The following is a 14,694-nucleotide window of genomic DNA, read 5'->3' as shown; positions in this document are numbered from 1 at the left end:
CGCCGCGGTCCGGCGGGGCTATGCTGCGCGGATCCGTTTGTTTCCGGCCGCGCAGCGCGGCCTTCCGCCATGTCCGATCCTTCCGCTTCCGGCGCCCGGCGCGCCCTGTCCGGCATTCGTGTCCTCGATCTCACCTCGGCGGTGGTCGGGCCGTATGCCGCCAAGATCATGGCCGACCACGGCGCCGACGTGATCAAGGTCGAGGCGGCCGACGGCGACGTCATCCGCTGGATTGCCGGGCCTTCCCCCACGCCCGGCATGTCGGGCAAGTTCATGCACCTGAACCGGGGCAAGCGCAGCATCGTGCTCGACCTGAAGCAGCCGCGCGGCCGCGAGGCCGTGATGCGGCTGGTCGCGCGCGCCGACGTGCTGCTGATCAACATGCGCCCGCAGGCGGTCGAGCGCCTGGGGCTGGACTACGGCAGCGTGGCGCGCGCCAACCCCCGGCTGGTGTATTGCGCGATGGTGGGCTTCGGCCCGGGGCCGTACCGCGACACGCCCGCCTACGATTCCATCATCCAGGGCGGGGCGGGCGTGGCCGCGCTGTCCGAGATGGCGACCGGCCAGCCGCGCTACGTGCCCTACGTCGTGGCCGACCGCACCGTGGGCCTGATGGCGCTCAATGCCGTCATGATGGCGCTGTTCCAGCGCGAGCGCACCGGCGAAGGCCAGTGCGTGGAAGTGCCCATGTTCGAGAACATGGCGGCCCTGATGCTGAGCGAGCATCTGTACGGCGCGACCTTCGAGCCGCCGCTGTCTCCGCCCGGCGACCTGCGCCTGATCGATCCGCAGGCCAGTCCCGTCAAGACGTCGGACGGCTACGTCTGCCTGACGACCAACACCGATGCCCAGGCCTTCGCGCTGATGCGCGCCATGGGGCATCCCGAGATGCAGACCGATCCGCGCTTCAGTACCAAGCAGGCCCGCGCCGCCCATAGCCGCGAGTACTTCGGCATCCGGGCCGAGGCGATCGCTCGCCGCACGACCGCCGAGTGGCTGGCCCTGCTGAAGGAAGCGGACATTCCGGCCATGCCCTACAACACGCTGGACAGCCTGCGCTCGGATCCGCACATCGTGGCTTCCGGCCTGCTGCGCGAAGTCGATCATCCCACCGAGGGGAAGATGTGGGACCTGGCCGATCCCACCCGCATGAGCGGCCGGGACGACGCGCCATCCCGGCCGGCGCCCAAGCTGGGCGAACACGGCGCCGAGATCCTGGCCGAGGCGGGTTATTCGCCGGAAGAGATCGAGGCGTTGGCCGGCACCGGCGCGCTGGGGCCTTCGTCGGCCTGATCCATGTGCCGCAGCGGCGCATGGGCCGCCAGGATCTCCAGGGCGGTCTGCCGCAGGATGGGGATGTGGCGGTCCAGGAAGTCCCGGGTCATCGTGGAGCCGAAGGTGGTCATGCTCAGCACGGCCAGCAGTTCGCCGTCCTCGGCCACCGGCACGGCGCAGGTCGCGCTTTCCCACTCCGCGGTGGGTTGCCGGACCGCGTAGCCGCGGGCCCGCGTGGCGTCCAGGACGGCCTGGAGTTCCGCCGGGGCTCCCTCGGGCAGCAGGAAGCGCCGTTCGGGTTCGGAACAGAAGGCCAGGTAGGCCAGCCCGACCGAGGATTGCGTCATCGGATGGCGGCGCCCGTACGTGGTGGGCAGGTAGGCCAGGGGGCTGTAGGGCATGGTGCTGTAGCGCACGGCCATGCGGTCGCCGTCCAGGGTCGACAGCCCCAGCGGCCACTTGATCCGGCGCGTGGTCCGGATCATGCAGGGAATGGCCGCGTCCACGATCAGCAGCCGTTCCGAGCAGCCGTCGCTCAGGTCGCGTACCTTGCCGGTCAATTGATAGCTGCCGCGGGCGTCGACCTCGCGTACATAGCCTTCATCCCGCAGCGTTTCCAGGATGCGGAAGACGGTGGGCTTGGGCAGGCCCGTGTCCCGGTGCAGGTCCGCCAGCGTGGAATGCATGCGCGCGTTCATCGCGCGCAATACCGCCAGTCCCCGGGAGATGGACCGTATCATCGCCGCGGTTCCTTCAGGTCCGGGCGTGGCGGTCAGGCATCGGCGCGAGGAGAATAGCGGGAGGCGGGCGGGCGTTCGAAGATCAGGTCCCATACGCCGTGGCCCAGCCGCAGGCCGCGGGTCTCGAACTTGGTCTGCGGCCGCCAGGCCGGGCGCTCGGCATAGCCTTCGCAGGTATTGCACAACTGCGACTCGCCGCTCAGCACTTCCAGCATCTGTTCGGCATACGGCTGCCAGTCGGTCGCGCAATGCAGATAGGCGCCTGGCGCCAGCCGGCTGGCCAGCAGCTCGATGAAGGCGGGCTGGATCAGGCGCCGCTTGTGGTGCCGCTTCTTGGGCCAGGGATCGGGAAAGTAGATGTGCACGCCCGCCAGCGAGGCCGGCGGAATCATGTCGCGCATGACTTCCACCGCGTCGTGCTGGACGATGCGCACGTTGCGCAGGCCCGAATCCTCGATGCGCCGGAGCATGGCGCCCACGCCGGCGTTGAACACTTCCACGCCCAGGAAGTTGCGCTCGGGCTGGGCCAGGGCGATCCGCTCGGTGGTCTCGCCCATGCCGAAGCCGATCTCCAGCACGGTGGGCGCCTCGCGGCCGAACACCTGGGCGAACGAGATGTGGCGGTCCGTGTAGGGCAGGGACCAGGTGTCGGTCAGGGTCTCGAGCGCTTCTTTCTGGCTGAGCGTGATGTGGCCGCGGCGGTGGACGAAGCTGCGGATGTGGGTGCCCGGCCGCGTGGCCTTGGGCAGTTCGCCGCCGGCCAGGGCCGGATCGGCCGGAATGGGCAGGGCGGGAGAAGGAGTGGTCATGTTCATCGTGATCCTAGCCTCCGCCGACGGCGACGACGATTTCGAGCCGGTCGCCATTGGCGATGAGGGTGTGCTGGTGCGCGCTGCGCGGGACGATCTCGCCGTTGCGCTCGATGGCCACGCGCTTGCCCGCGTAGCCCAGCGCCTGGATCAGATCGGCCACCGAGGAGGCTGCCTCGATGGTGCGCGGTTCCCCGTTCAATACGATATTCATGGCCGGGATTTTAGTCGGTCTCGGGCCGGTGGTGCGGCAAGCTCCGCGTCAGGTCGGTAACGGATTGCGGGTACCGGGCGATCATTCATGCGACTGATTGATTCGGGTTTACCCCATAGACCCGTGTCCAAGTGTGACCTACTATGTATTTATGCCATATATAAATCATCGTTTTATATATGGTACAAACCGGCCCTTCCGGTTTTCTCCCACTCATATGCCGGCGGGATGCTTCCCGCGCCAGGCCAGGCCGCCGCAATGGCCGGCGGCCACAACTGGAGTCCTTTCATGAAACGTCGTGAATTCCTCGGCAGCGCTGCTGCCGCTGCCGCCACGCTGCTGCCGCTGCCGGGCCTGGTGTCCGTGGTGCACGCCCAGGGCAAGGGCAAGCTGACCTTCCTGACGCCGTCGTCGTTCTCGCTGGCCTTCTCGCCGGTGCTGTACGCATCGGTGGCCGGCCATTTCGCCAAGGAAGGCCTGGACCTGAAGGTCGAGGCCGGACGCGGCGCCGCCCAGGTCGTGCAGTTGACCGCTGCCAAGCAGGTGCAGACCGGCCGCACCGGCGGCGCCAACTATATGATGGCGCGCGTCAACAGCAACGCCCCGGTCATCGCCATTGCCACCATCGCCCAGCGTTCGCCGTTCGCGGTGATCTCGTCCAAGGACGCCCCGATCCGCACGCCGCAAGACCTGGCGGGCAAGGTCATCGGCGTGCAGTCGGCCGGCGGCTCGATGGAAGCCACGCTGGACCTGATGCTGATGCGCGCCAAGGTCGATCCCAAGTCGGTGCGCCGCGAGCGGGTAGCCGATTCCGCCGCCTCCTTCGGCATGATCCAGTCCAAGCGCGTGCAAGGCTTCCTGGGCAATGCCAGCTCGGCCATCCGGCTGACCGCGCAGAACTTCCCCGTCTCCACCATGCAGATGGACGACGGCGTGCCGGGGCAGGTCTACCTGGCCGAGGAAGCCGAACTGGCCGCCAACAAGGACGCGTTCGTGGCCTTCCTGCGTGCCGCCTATCGCTCGGCCCAGGAACTGATCGCGATGGACGACGCGGCGTTGCAAAAGGCCGTGGCCCTGATGCGTGGCAAGTACGATATCCCCGGGTCGGACAACACGCCGATCGCGCTGGCCGACATGCGCGCCAACCGCGAGCTGTGGGCGACCGCGAACCCCAAGCAGGTCCTGCGCTGCAACGAAGCGCAGTGGACCGAGGGCGAGTCGCTGCTGCGCCAGGCCGGCCTGCTCAAGCAGCCGACGACCAAGCCGCTGTACACCAACGACATCTGGGAGGCCGCCAATGGCTGACAACATCGTGCGCGCGGTACCGCCGGCCGGTAACGTGCATGCGCTGAACGCCAGCCGCGGAACGGTGGTCCGCGTGGATGGCGTGTCCAAGCGCTTCGACACCAAGTCGGGTACCGTCCAGGCCCTGGAGGGCATCCGCCAGTCCATCGGCGCGGGCGAGTTCGTCGCCATCGTCGGACCCTCGGGCTGCGGCAAGTCGACCTTGCTGCGCATCCTGTGCGGCCTGGAAGAGCCCACCGAGGGCCGGATCGACTGGGGCCGGGAAGGCCAGGCGCCGCGCATGGGCGTGGCGTTCCAGGACCACCGCCTGCTGCCCTGGCTCAGCATCGAGCAGAACATCATGCTGCCGCGGCTCATGCAGGGCCGGGCCTCGGCCGCCGACATCGACCGCGCGCTCGCGCTGTGCAAGCTGGTCGGCCTGACCGGCTTCGAGAAGCGTCGTCCGGCCGAGCTGTCGGGCGGCATGAAGCAGCGCGCCTCGGTGGCGCGCGCGCTGTTCACCGATCCCGAACTGCTGCTGCTGGACGAGCCGTTCGGCGCGCTGGACGCGCTTACGCGCGAACAGATCACGGCCGATACCGAACGCATCTGGACCGAACAGGGATTCGCCGCGCTGCTGATCACCCATTCGATCAGCGAAGCCGTGCACCTGGCCGATCGCGTGATCGTCATGTCGGCCCGCCCCGGCCGCGTGGTGGCCGAATTCAAGATCGACCTGCCGCGTCCCCGCACGGAAGCCCTGGGTTCGCCCGAGTTCGGCAAGCTGTGCAGCGACATCCGGAAAAAGCTGGAGCTCTGACCCGACATGAAACGACTCGCGCTACAAGTATCCGCCGTCGTGGCCTTCTTCCTGATCTGGAAGGGATACGTGCATTTCTTCGACGTCTCGCCGCTGGTGCTGCCGGCGCCCGAACTGGTGGTGGTGGCCCTGTTCCGCCTGCTCGGTTCCACCGACACCTACTACCACCTGGGCATCACGCTGACCGAGTGCCTCGGCGGCTTCCTGTTCGCCATCGTGTTCGGCACCGTCGTCGGACAGCTCCTGGGCCGCGTCGCCATCCTCGACACGGTGTTCAAGCCCTTCGTGATCGCCTTGCAGGTCACGCCCAAGGTCGCGCTGATCCCGCTGTTCATCCTGTGGTTCGGCTTCGGGCTGGAGTCCAAGATCATCGTCTCGGCGGTGCTGGCTTTCTTCCCCGTGTTCGCCAACAGCTACCTGGGCGCCAAATCGGTGGACCGCGGGCTGTCCGAGGTGTTCACCGTGGGCCGCGCCAGGCAGTCGCGGCGTTTCCGGCTGCTGGTCATTCCCAGCTCGCTGCCCTACATCCTGACCGGGATGGAAATGGCCATCGTGCTGGCCATCATCGGCGCGGTGGTGGGCGAGTTCGTGGCCGGCACGCGCGGCCTGGGCTACCTGGCCACCATCAAGCTGCAGGAGCTGGAAGTCGACACGCTGTTCGCGGTCGTACTGCTGCTGGCGGCCATCGGCTTCTCGCTGTATTTCGCCGTCGGCTCGCTGCGCAAGGTGATGATCCCCTGGCACGAGTCCGCCAACAGGGTCGCCATCTGATGTCCAGATGCCGACACTGATGCGGGCGCTGGACGAACTGCGCGCGGCGTTGGGCGACGAGGTCGTCCGCGCCGCGGCCGACATCCCCGAGCGCCACCTGCGCGACTGGGTGGTGGCGGCGGGGCCCGAAGACCAGCCGCTGGCGCTGGCCTTGCCGCGCACGACCGACGAGGTCGCGCGCCTGCTGGCCTGCTGTGCCCGGCTGCGCGTACCCGTCGTGCCGCAGGGCGGCCTGACGGGCCTGTCGGGCGGCGCCACGCCGGTGCGCGGCAGCGTGCTGGTGTCGTTGCAGCGCATGCAGGGCATCGAGGAAACCGACGCCCAGGCCGGCACCCTGACCGTGCTGGCCGGCACACCCTTGCAGCGCGTGCAGGAGGCCGCCGACGCGGCCGGCTGGATGTTCCCGCTGGACATCGGCGCGCGCGGTTCGTGCAGCATAGGCGGCAACGCCGCCACCAACGCGGGCGGCAACCGCGTACTGCGCTACGGCATGATGCGCGACCTGGTCCTGGGGCTGGAAGCGGTGCTGCCTGACGGCACCGTCGTTTCCTCGCTCAACAGGATGCAGAAGAACAATGCCGGCTTCGACCTGAAGCAGCTTTTCATCGGCAGCGAGGGCACGCTGGGCGTCATCACCCGCCTGGTGCTGCGCCTGGCGCCCCGGCCCGCCAGCCAGAACACCGCGCTGTGCGCGCTGGCCGATTACGCCGCCGCCAGCCGGCTGCTGCGCCTGGCCCGCACGCGGCTCGGCCCGGCGCTGTCGGCGTTCGAGTTGATGTGGCCCGAGTTCTACGAACTCGCGCTGGCGCATGCCGCCCGGCAGGGACGCGGTGCCGCGCCTCTGGCCCACGGCCACGGGCTTTATCTGCTGATCGAGTCCTCGGGCTTCGAGCCGGAGCAGGACGCCGATCAGTTCACCTCCCTGATCGAGGCCGCCGTCGAGGAAGGGCTGGTCGAGGACGCCGCGCTGGCGCAGTCGCTGCGCGACACCCAGTCCTTCTGGGAACTGCGCGAATCCGGCAGCGACTTCCTGCCTGCGCTCGGCGCGCGCGTGGGGTTCGACATCAGCGTGCCCACGGCGCAGATCGGCGATTTCGTCGAAACCTGCCGCGAGCGCTTGCGAGCGCGCTGGCCGTCCTTGCGCAACATCGCCTTCGGCCATGCCGGCGACGGCAACGTCCACTTCATCGTGCAGGTGGACGACCGGCCGCTGCCGGTGCACGAGATCGAGGAAACGGTCTACGGCTGCGTGCAGGCAAGAGGCGGCTCCATCGCCGCCGAGCACGGCGTCGGGCTGCACAAGCGGCCGTTCCTGCACTATTCCCGTTCCGCCGCCGAGATTGCGCTGATGCGTACGATCAAGGCCGCGGTGGATCCGCTGGGAATCATGAATCCGGGGAAAGTGGTGGCGCGAGACGGCCAGCCGCGCGCCTCGGTGTCTTAGCGGGCGGCCTCCAGCCCCGACGCGCGGGCCAGTTCCGTCGCCTGCTCGACCTCGTCCTTCAGGAAGCCCGCGAACTCCTCGCGCGTCGTGCTCTTGGGCTCCAGCCCCTGCTTGATGAACGCCTGTTTGACGTCCGGCGCGCCGACCACCGCGACGATGGCGGCGTTCATGCGATCGACGACCTCGGGCGGCACGTTCTTCGGCATCACGACCCCATACCAGCCGTAGCGCGCGTATCCCGGCAGGCCGGATTCCCCGACGGTGGGCAGGTCGGGCATCACGGCGGTGCGGTACGGCGTGCTGACCGCCAGCAGCTTCACCTTCTTGGCGGCGGCCAGCGCCATGACGGACGGAAAGCTGGCGAACACCATGTCGATCTGGTTGGACGCGACCGCCGTGACCCCTTCCGCGACACCCTTGTACGGGATGTGCACGATCCGGGTCTTGGCCATGGTGTTGAACAGTTCATTGGACAGGTGCGCCGCGCTGCCCATGCCGGACGACGCGTAGCGCAGCTCGCCGGGGTGGGCGCGGGCCAGTGCGATCAGCTCGGCCACGTTCTCGACCGGCAGGGTCGGCTTGGCGACGAGCGCGAACGGCACGGTGACGACCAGCGAGACCGGCGCGAAGTCCTTCAACAGGTCGTACGAAAGATCCTTGTGCATCAGGTGTTGCGCGGCGTCGGCCGCCGACGCCATCAGCATGGTGTAGCCGTCGGGCGCGGAACGCGCGACCGCGGCCGTCGCGATCATCCCGCCCGCTCCGGGCCGGTTCTCCACGATGACGGACTGTCCGAGTTTCTCGGACAGCTTGGTGGCGAGCAGGCGGGCGGTGACGTCGGTGCCGCCTCCGGGCAGGAAGCCGACGAGCATCTTGATCGGCTTGTCGGGATACCCCGCCGCACAGGCGGGGACGGCGGTGGCAAGTCCCAGTACGGCAGCTACGACGGCAATCGCTTTCATGGTTGTCCCCTTGAATTATTTGGAACGTCGTATGGAGTGTCGAGGCATCGCGTCGCCTAGGCTACTTTCGGAAACTTCATGGCGCAATTGGTATTTCTAAATATTGGAACGCTTTTCTAAAAAATTGACATGCGCGCGGATTGACCCGTACATTACGCAGCCAGAGGGTGCGTGATTTGCTGCGCGAACATCGCGTCCGAGGGTATTCCCCGCCATCAGGAGGAGCAGTCCATGATTCAAGGCGTCGTCGATGCGGCAACCCTGAAGCGCATGCTCCACGACGGCGGCGAGATCGCGTTGCTCGATGTCAGGGAAGAAGGCGTGTTCGCCAAGGGGCACATGTTCCTGGCCGCGCCGGTGCCGTTGTCCCAGCTCGAGATCCGCATGCCCGTGCTGGTGCCGCGCCGCTCGACGCGCATCGTGGTGACGGACGGCGGCGAGGGCCTGGCCGAACGCGCGGCGGCAACGCTAGCCCGGTACGGTTATGGCGATGTCTCGGTGCTTGAAGGCGGCCTGCAAGCGTGGGTCGATGCCGGGTACGAGGTGTACACGGGCGTGAACGTGCCCAGCAAGGCTTTCGGCGAGTACGTCGAGCTGCACGACCAGACCCCTCGCATGGAAGCCGCCGACGTCAAGGCACGCGTCGACCGCGGCGATGACATGGTCATCCTCGACAGTCGGCCGTTGGCCGAGTACCGCAAGGTCAGCATTCCCGGCGCCATCGATTGTCCAGGCGCGGAACTGGCCTACCGCATTCACGATCTGGTGAAGTCCGATTCCACGCTGGTCGTCGTGAACTGCGGCGGGCGCACGCGCAGCATCATCGGCGCGCAGTCGCTGCGCAACGCCGGCATTCCCAACCGCGTCGTCGCCTTGAAGAACGGCACGATGGGATGGCATCTGGCCGGTTTTCCGGTGGACAACGGCAAGGACAGGACGGCGCCGCCCCCGACCGAGCCGGGCCTGCGCAAGGCGCGGGAATCGGCCCGACGCGTCGCCCGGCGCTTCGGCATCCGCTTCCTGGACGCCGCCGGCCTCGACGCATTCCGGCGCGAGGCCGACGCGCGCACCGTCTACCTGCTCGACGTGCGCAGCCCGGAAGAATATGCGAGCCGTCACTTGAAGGGCAGCGTCTCGGCGCCCGGCGGCCAGCTCGTGCAGACGACCGATACCTATGTGGCGGTGCGCAATGCCCGCCTGGTGCTGATCGACGACCATGGCGTGCGCGCGACCATGACCGCCTCGTGGCTGATGCAGATGGGCTGGAACGAGGTCTACGTGCTGCGTGATGCCTTGCAGTACGGCGAATGGGTGAGCGAGCCGCCGGCGGCCGAGGTTCTGGGATTGGACGGCATACGGTGCGAGAGGATTTCTCCCCGGTCGCTCGCGGCGCTGTCCATCGAAGGAGCGAGCATTCTCGACCTCGATTCCAAGCCGCGCTATCGCGACGGCCACATTCCCGGGGCCTGGCACGGCATCCGCGCCAACCTCGCACGCAATCTTGCCCGGCTGCCCGCGGGTGGCTGCATCGTCGTGACCTCGGCCGACGGCCTCCTGGCCACGCTGGCCGCGCCCGAGATCGCCGCGATCACGGGCGGCGACGTCCGCGTCCTGGAGGGCGGCACCCAGGCCTGGCGCGCGGCGGGCCATCCCATGGAAGAAGGCGAGACGCGGCTGACCGACGACACGGACGACGTCTGGGTGAAGGTGCACGACCGCATCGAGAACCGCGACCAGGCGATGAAGGACTACCTGACCTGGGAAGTCGATCTGATGACGCAGATCGGGCGCGACGACGACGCCGGGTTTCGCCGCTATCCCACCGCTGAATAGGACCGCAAAGGAATCCGCATGAGCCAGAACTCCGCGATCGTGAAGAACGAGGCGAGCGCCGACGCGCGCTCGGTGTCGCAGCGCATCGCCGCGCATGTGGCCGGGCTGCGCCACGGCGCGCTGCCGCCCAGCACCGTCGAGGCGTCCAAGCGATTGATGCTGGACACGCTGGCCTGTGCGTGGGCCGGCCGCGATGCGCCGGGGGCGCCCGCGGCACATGGACTGCTCGCGGCCGATGGCGGCACGCCCGAGGCCACGGTGTGGGGCTATGGCGGGAAGCTGCCCGCCGCATCGGCGGCGTTCCTGAACAGCCTGTTCGGCGCGGCGCTCGACTATGACGCCGTGAACACCGTGCACGCGGACGTCTGCGTGCTGCCGGCGGCCCTGGCCGTGGCGCAACGGCAGCGCACGAGCGGCAAGGAGTTCCTGGTCGCCTACGCGCTGGGGACCGACCTGGCCTCGCGGCTGGGAGGATCGATCACCGGACAGCACCGGGGCTGGTTCACTACCTCGATCTATGGCGTGTTCGGCGCCACGGCCGCGGCCGCCCGCCTGCTGGGGCTGGACGAGACAGCCATCGCCCATGCCTTCGGCATCGCGCTCAGCCAGGCCTCGGGCACCCAGCAGGCCAATATCGAACAGGCCCTGACCAAGCGGCTGCAATCGGCCTTCGCGGCGCGGGCCGGGGTGTTCTCGGCGCTGCTGGCCTCGCGCGGCGTGACCGCGCCGCGGGAAGCCTTCGAGGGCCGGTTCGGCCTGTTCCAGCTGTACCAGGAAGGCAATCCGCTCAAGGTGCTCGACGGTCTGGGCCTGTCCTTCGCGCTGGAGCAGACCAATCTCAAGAAGTATCCGACCTGCGCCTGCAGCCATGCCGCGCTCGACGCCGCCTTCGCCCTGATCCGGGAGCACGATCTGAAGCCGGAGGATGTGAGCGCGATCGAGGTCGTGCACTCGCCGTTGATGCACCGGCTGGTCGGGGCGCCGTTCGATCCGTCGGGCAATCCGCAGGTGACGGCGCAGTTCAGCGTTCGCTACGCGCTGGCCAGCGCGCTGCTGCGCCGCAAGGTCGCCATCGACGACATCCAGGAAGCCGCGGTGCTCGACCCGGCCATCCGCGCCATCACGGAACGAATCGCCGTCGTGGTCGACGAGGACAACAAGAGTGCCCGCGCGCCCGCCACCGTCACCATGCAGACCCGGCACGGCAGGCTGTCGCGGACGGTGCATGAATTCCCGTGGAGCGCGGAGGCACCGCCCAGCGGCGAGGAACTGGCCGCGAAGGTCGATGCCTGCTTCGGCTACGGCGGCGACGCATTGGCCCCCGCCGCGAGGAAGACGCTGATCGAACGGGTGCGCCGCATCGAGGAAATCGACGACATGTCGGCGTTCTTCGCCGGCGTGCTGTAACGCTTCAGGATCCCTTGCCAGGACGAGCGCCGATGGACACCAGCATTTCCCGCCTGGCGGATTTCGCCGCCGGACTGCGTTTCGAGCATCTGGCCGCGAGCGTGGTTCACGATTGCAAGCGCCGTCTCATCGACGCGCTGGGCTGCGGCCTTGCCGCGTGCGACGCGCCGCCTTCGCGTATCGCGCGCAGGCTGGCCGCCCGCGTGGATCTGCCGGATGGAGTCCCGGTGCTGGGAACGCGCCGGCGCACGCTGCCCGAGCTCGCGGCTTTCGCCAACGGCGTCATGATCCGCTATCTGGACGGCAACGACACCTTTCCAGGCGGGGGCGGCCATCCGAGCGACGTCATGGCGGCGGTACTGGCCGCCGCCCAGGAAGCCAAGGCAGATGGCCGCGCCGCGATCACGGCCATCGTGGCGGCCTACGAGGTATACGCGGCGCTGTTTCGCGCGGTCAACATGCGCGAGCGCGGCCTCGACCATGTCTTCTACACGGCGGTGGCCGGCGCCGCCGGCGCCTGCAACGTCATGGGGCTGGATGCGGGGCGGACCGCGCAGGCGATCGCGCTGGCCGTGACCCCCAACCTCGCGCTGGAGGCCACCCGCCGGGGCGCCTTGTCCGAATGGAAGGGCTGCGCCGCCGGCAACGCGGCGCGCAATGGCCTGTTCGCGGCCCTGCTCGCGCGCGAGGGGTTGACCGGTCCGGAACAGGCCATAGAGGGCGCGCATGGCCTGCGCGAACTGGTCGGCGGCTTCGAGCTGCCCGACCTTGCCGCGCGGGGCGCGGACTTTCGCATCGGCCAGGCACACCTCAAGCGTTTCCTGGCCGAGTTCCATGCGCAGTCGCCGATCACGGCGGCGCTCGAGCTGGCCCGCAAGGTATCCCATGCCGACATCGCGCGGATCACCTTGCACACCTACCATTTCGCCTGGAGCGAGGTCGGCCACGAGCCCGAGAAATGGCGGCCCACCACGCGCGAGACCGCCGATCACAGCCTGCCCTACATGATCTCGGCGGCCCTGATCGACGGCGATTTCAGCGACGCCGTCTTCGAGCCCGAGCGGCTGGCGGACGAGCGCATCCACGCGCTGGCGGCCAGATTGACGGTCGAGGAAGACCTGGACCTGAGCGCGCGCTTTCCGGCCTTCGTCCCCTGTCGCCTGGAAATCGTGACGCATGGCGGCATGCGCCACGTCGCGACGGTCGACTACCCCCGCGGCCATGCCGCCAATCCCATGGACGATGCCGAGGTCGAGGGGAAGTTTCTGCGCCTGGCCGGCCGTCGTCTGGACGAGGCGAGCGCGCGCCGCGCGCTCGACATGCTGTGGCGCCTGGACGCCGGCAAGACGCTTGAGGAGCTTTGGTCGGTTCTGACCATAGGGGCGGAGGAGAGACCATGAAACACGGATTGCAGGGAATGCTGGCCATCGCGCTGGCGGTGGCGGCGGGGCCGGCCTGGCCGGCGGACGCCTATCCGTCGAAACCGATACGCATCGTGATCCCGTTCGCGCCGGGCGGCACCGTCGACATCCTGGGGCGGGTGCTGGGCGAACAACTCGGCACCCGGCTGGGGCAACCCATCATCATCGACAACCGGCCCGGCGCCGGGGGCAACATCGCGGCGGCCAACGTCGCGCGCGCCGACCCGGACGGCTACACGCTGTTCCTCGGCTCCATGGGCACACAGTCGATGAACGGCGCCATCTACGCCAAGCTCCCGTTCGACCCGATCGCCGATTTCGCGCCGATCACGCGCCTGGTCACCAGCGCCAACCTGCTGGTGGTGCATTCGTCGATCAAGGCGAAATCGGTCAAGGAACTGATCGACTACCTGAAGGCCAGGCCGGGGCAGGTGAACTACGCCAGCGCGGGTATCGGCAGCTTCAACCACATCTCGGCCGCCCTGTTCGAGATGATGGCGGACGTGAAGATGACGCACGTGCCCTACAAGAGCGGCGGCCAGGCGCTCAACTCCGTGCTGGCCGGCGAAACGCAACTGGTGTTCCAGACCATTCCGGCCGCGGTGCCCTACATCCAGTCGGGCAAGCTCAGGGCGCTGGCGGTCTGCTCGGAAGAGCGCCATCCCTTGTTTCCCGACCTGCCCACCGCCAGCGAGTCGGGGCTGCCCGGCTTCGAGATCAATACCTGGTACGGCATGCTGGCGCCGGCCGCCACGCCGCGCGCGGTGATCGACAAGCTCCACGGCGCGCTGGTGCAGACGCTGCAGGACACCGCGATCCGCAAGCGCCTGACGGAGCTGGGCCTGGATGCCGCGCCGGACACGCCCGAGCAGTTCGCGGCGCTGATCAAGACCGATGCCGTGAAGTGGGGCAAGGTGATCAAGACGGCCGGCGTGGTGGCCGAATGAGCGCGGCGCCATCCCGGTCCATGCAGGATGCCGTCGCCTGGGTGGTCGGCGGCGCCGGCTCCCTGGGGCAGACGATCGCCGCGGCGCTTGCCGAGGCCGGGGCCCGGGTGGTGGTGTCGTCCCGCAGCGTGGAAGGCCGCTGGCCGGTCCGGGAACCGGACGGCATCTGGCCGCGGGGCGCGGTCGCGCTCGACCTGGGGTCTGGCGCCCGGGTCGATGCGGCCGCGCGGGAAATCGAGGGTCGATGCGGCCGCATCGACCTGCTCGTCAATTGCAGCGCCGCGCCGGTCTTCGGCGATTTCCTCGAACTGGACGACGAGGACTGGGATACGGTGCTGCAGGCCAAGCTGCTGGGCTACATGCGGACCATGCGGGCCGTCCTGCCCGGGATGGCGGAGCGCGGCGCCGGCGCCATCGTCAACATCAGCGGACGCGGCGGGCGCCAGCCGACGCCGGCGCACCTGCCCGGTTGCTGCGCGAACGCCGCGGTCAACGTACTGACCAAGGGCGTGGCCGATATCTACGGGCCGCGCGGCGTTCGGGTCAACGCCATCGCGCCCGGTCCCATCGATACCCCGCGCCACCAGGAAATCGTCCAGGGCAATGCCCGGGTCGGTTCGCCCGCCTCGAAGAAGCTGCCGCCCGTGGGGCGCCTGGGCGAGCCCCGGGACGTCGCCGGCGCGGTGCTGTTTCTTGCCAGCCCGGCGGCCGCGTTCATCACCGGCATCACCCTACCCGTGGATGGCGGCGGAACCGCCACCGTATAG

14 protein-coding genes are annotated in these 14,694 nt (G+C 68.7%); 10 read left to right on the top strand and 4 right to left on the bottom strand.

Features of this window, described 5'->3' with window-relative positions; all coding sequences use genetic code 11:
• The first annotated feature begins 69 nt into the window (after positions 1-69).
• The gene (locus tag WKR98_RS21835; protein ID WP_124690897.1) at positions 70-1,293 is read left to right on the top strand and encodes a CaiB/BaiF CoA transferase family protein; all 1,224 of its coding nucleotides are present in this window, start codon (positions 70-72) and stop codon (positions 1,291-1,293) included.
• Here WKR98_RS21835 and WKR98_RS21830 read toward each other — a convergent pair.
• From WKR98_RS21830 to thiS, 3 genes are read right to left on the bottom strand one after another with little or no spacing between them, the layout of a single operon-like run.
• Positions 1,230-2,015: a helix-turn-helix domain-containing protein gene (locus tag WKR98_RS21830; protein WP_161567907.1), complete on the bottom strand. Its 786-nt coding sequence runs from the start codon at positions 2,013-2,015 to the stop codon at positions 1,230-1,232. The two genes, WKR98_RS21835 and WKR98_RS21830, sit on opposite strands and share 64 nt — an antisense overlap.
• A 32-nt stretch (positions 2,016-2,047) precedes the next feature.
• Positions 2,048-2,824: a tRNA (guanosine(46)-N7)-methyltransferase TrmB gene (trmB, locus tag WKR98_RS21825; RefSeq protein ID WP_370282526.1), complete on the bottom strand. Its 777-nt coding sequence runs from the start codon at positions 2,822-2,824 to the stop codon at positions 2,048-2,050.
• A 13-nt stretch (positions 2,825-2,837) separates the two neighbouring features.
• Positions 2,838-3,038, bottom strand: coding sequence for a sulfur carrier protein ThiS (gene thiS / locus WKR98_RS21820; RefSeq protein WP_124690894.1), 201 nt, complete (start codon positions 3,036-3,038; stop codon positions 2,838-2,840).
• Between the two features lie 288 nt (positions 3,039-3,326).
• Between thiS and WKR98_RS21815 the strand changes: the two genes are divergently transcribed.
• The 4 genes from WKR98_RS21815 to WKR98_RS21800 are packed head-to-tail and all read left to right on the top strand — an operon-like array spanning position 3,327 to position 7,357.
• Complete coding sequence (locus tag WKR98_RS21815) at positions 3,327-4,343, top strand: ABC transporter substrate-binding protein (RefSeq protein WP_161567906.1); 1,017 nt, start codon at positions 3,327-3,329, stop codon at positions 4,341-4,343.
• Positions 4,336-5,142 carry an ABC transporter ATP-binding protein gene (locus tag WKR98_RS21810; RefSeq protein WP_341434660.1) on the top strand — a complete coding sequence of 269 codons (807 nt, stop codon included), beginning with the start codon at positions 4,336-4,338 and terminating at the stop codon, positions 5,140-5,142. Before WKR98_RS21815 ends, WKR98_RS21810 begins: the two co-directional genes overlap by 8 nt.
• 6 nt (positions 5,143-5,148) lie before the next feature.
• On the top strand, positions 5,149-5,913 hold the full coding sequence (locus tag WKR98_RS21805) for an ABC transporter permease (RefSeq protein WP_124690891.1): 765 nt from the start codon (positions 5,149-5,151) through the stop codon (positions 5,911-5,913).
• Between the two features lie 7 nt (positions 5,914-5,920).
• Positions 5,921-7,357, top strand: a complete 1,437-nt coding sequence (locus WKR98_RS21800) for an FAD-binding oxidoreductase (protein ID WP_124690890.1) — start codon at positions 5,921-5,923, stop codon at positions 7,355-7,357.
• On the opposite strand, the gene WKR98_RS21795 is transcribed toward WKR98_RS21800, so the two are convergent.
• Positions 7,354-8,319, bottom strand: coding sequence for a Bug family tripartite tricarboxylate transporter substrate binding protein (locus WKR98_RS21795; RefSeq protein WP_124690889.1), 966 nt, complete (start codon positions 8,317-8,319; stop codon positions 7,354-7,356). The two genes, WKR98_RS21800 and WKR98_RS21795, sit on opposite strands and share 4 nt — an antisense overlap.
• A 231-nt stretch (positions 8,320-8,550) precedes the next feature.
• Between WKR98_RS21795 and WKR98_RS21790 the strand changes: the two genes are divergently transcribed.
• Genes WKR98_RS21790 through WKR98_RS21770 form a run of 5 tightly spaced genes read left to right on the top strand, consistent with a single transcriptional unit; the run spans position 8,551 to position 14,694 of the window.
• Positions 8,551-10,152, top strand: a complete 1,602-nt coding sequence (locus tag WKR98_RS21790) for a rhodanese-like domain-containing protein (RefSeq protein ID WP_124690888.1) — start codon at positions 8,551-8,553, stop codon at positions 10,150-10,152.
• Positions 10,153-10,170: 18 nt separating this feature from the next.
• A complete protein-coding gene (locus tag WKR98_RS21785; protein WP_341434659.1) occupies positions 10,171-11,559 on the top strand; it encodes an MmgE/PrpD family protein in 1,389 nt (462 codons plus the stop codon).
• Between the two features lie 32 nt (positions 11,560-11,591).
• Positions 11,592-12,959 (top strand): MmgE/PrpD family protein, encoded by a 1,368-nt coding sequence (locus WKR98_RS21780; RefSeq protein ID WP_341434658.1) that lies wholly within the window; start codon positions 11,592-11,594, stop codon positions 12,957-12,959.
• A complete protein-coding gene (locus WKR98_RS21775; protein WP_124690885.1) occupies positions 12,956-13,927 on the top strand; it encodes a Bug family tripartite tricarboxylate transporter substrate binding protein in 972 nt (323 codons plus the stop codon). The genes WKR98_RS21780 and WKR98_RS21775 overlap by 4 nt, the downstream gene beginning before the upstream one ends.
• On the top strand, positions 13,924-14,694 hold the full coding sequence (locus WKR98_RS21770) for an SDR family NAD(P)-dependent oxidoreductase (protein ID WP_124690884.1): 771 nt from the start codon (positions 13,924-13,926) through the stop codon (positions 14,692-14,694). The genes WKR98_RS21775 and WKR98_RS21770 overlap by 4 nt, the downstream gene beginning before the upstream one ends.

This window comes from Pigmentiphaga sp. YJ18, assembly GCF_038066655.1.
Classification (GTDB): Bacteria; Pseudomonadota; Gammaproteobacteria; order Burkholderiales; family Burkholderiaceae_B; genus Pigmentiphaga.
This window is presented reverse-complemented; position numbering and strand designations above follow the sequence as displayed.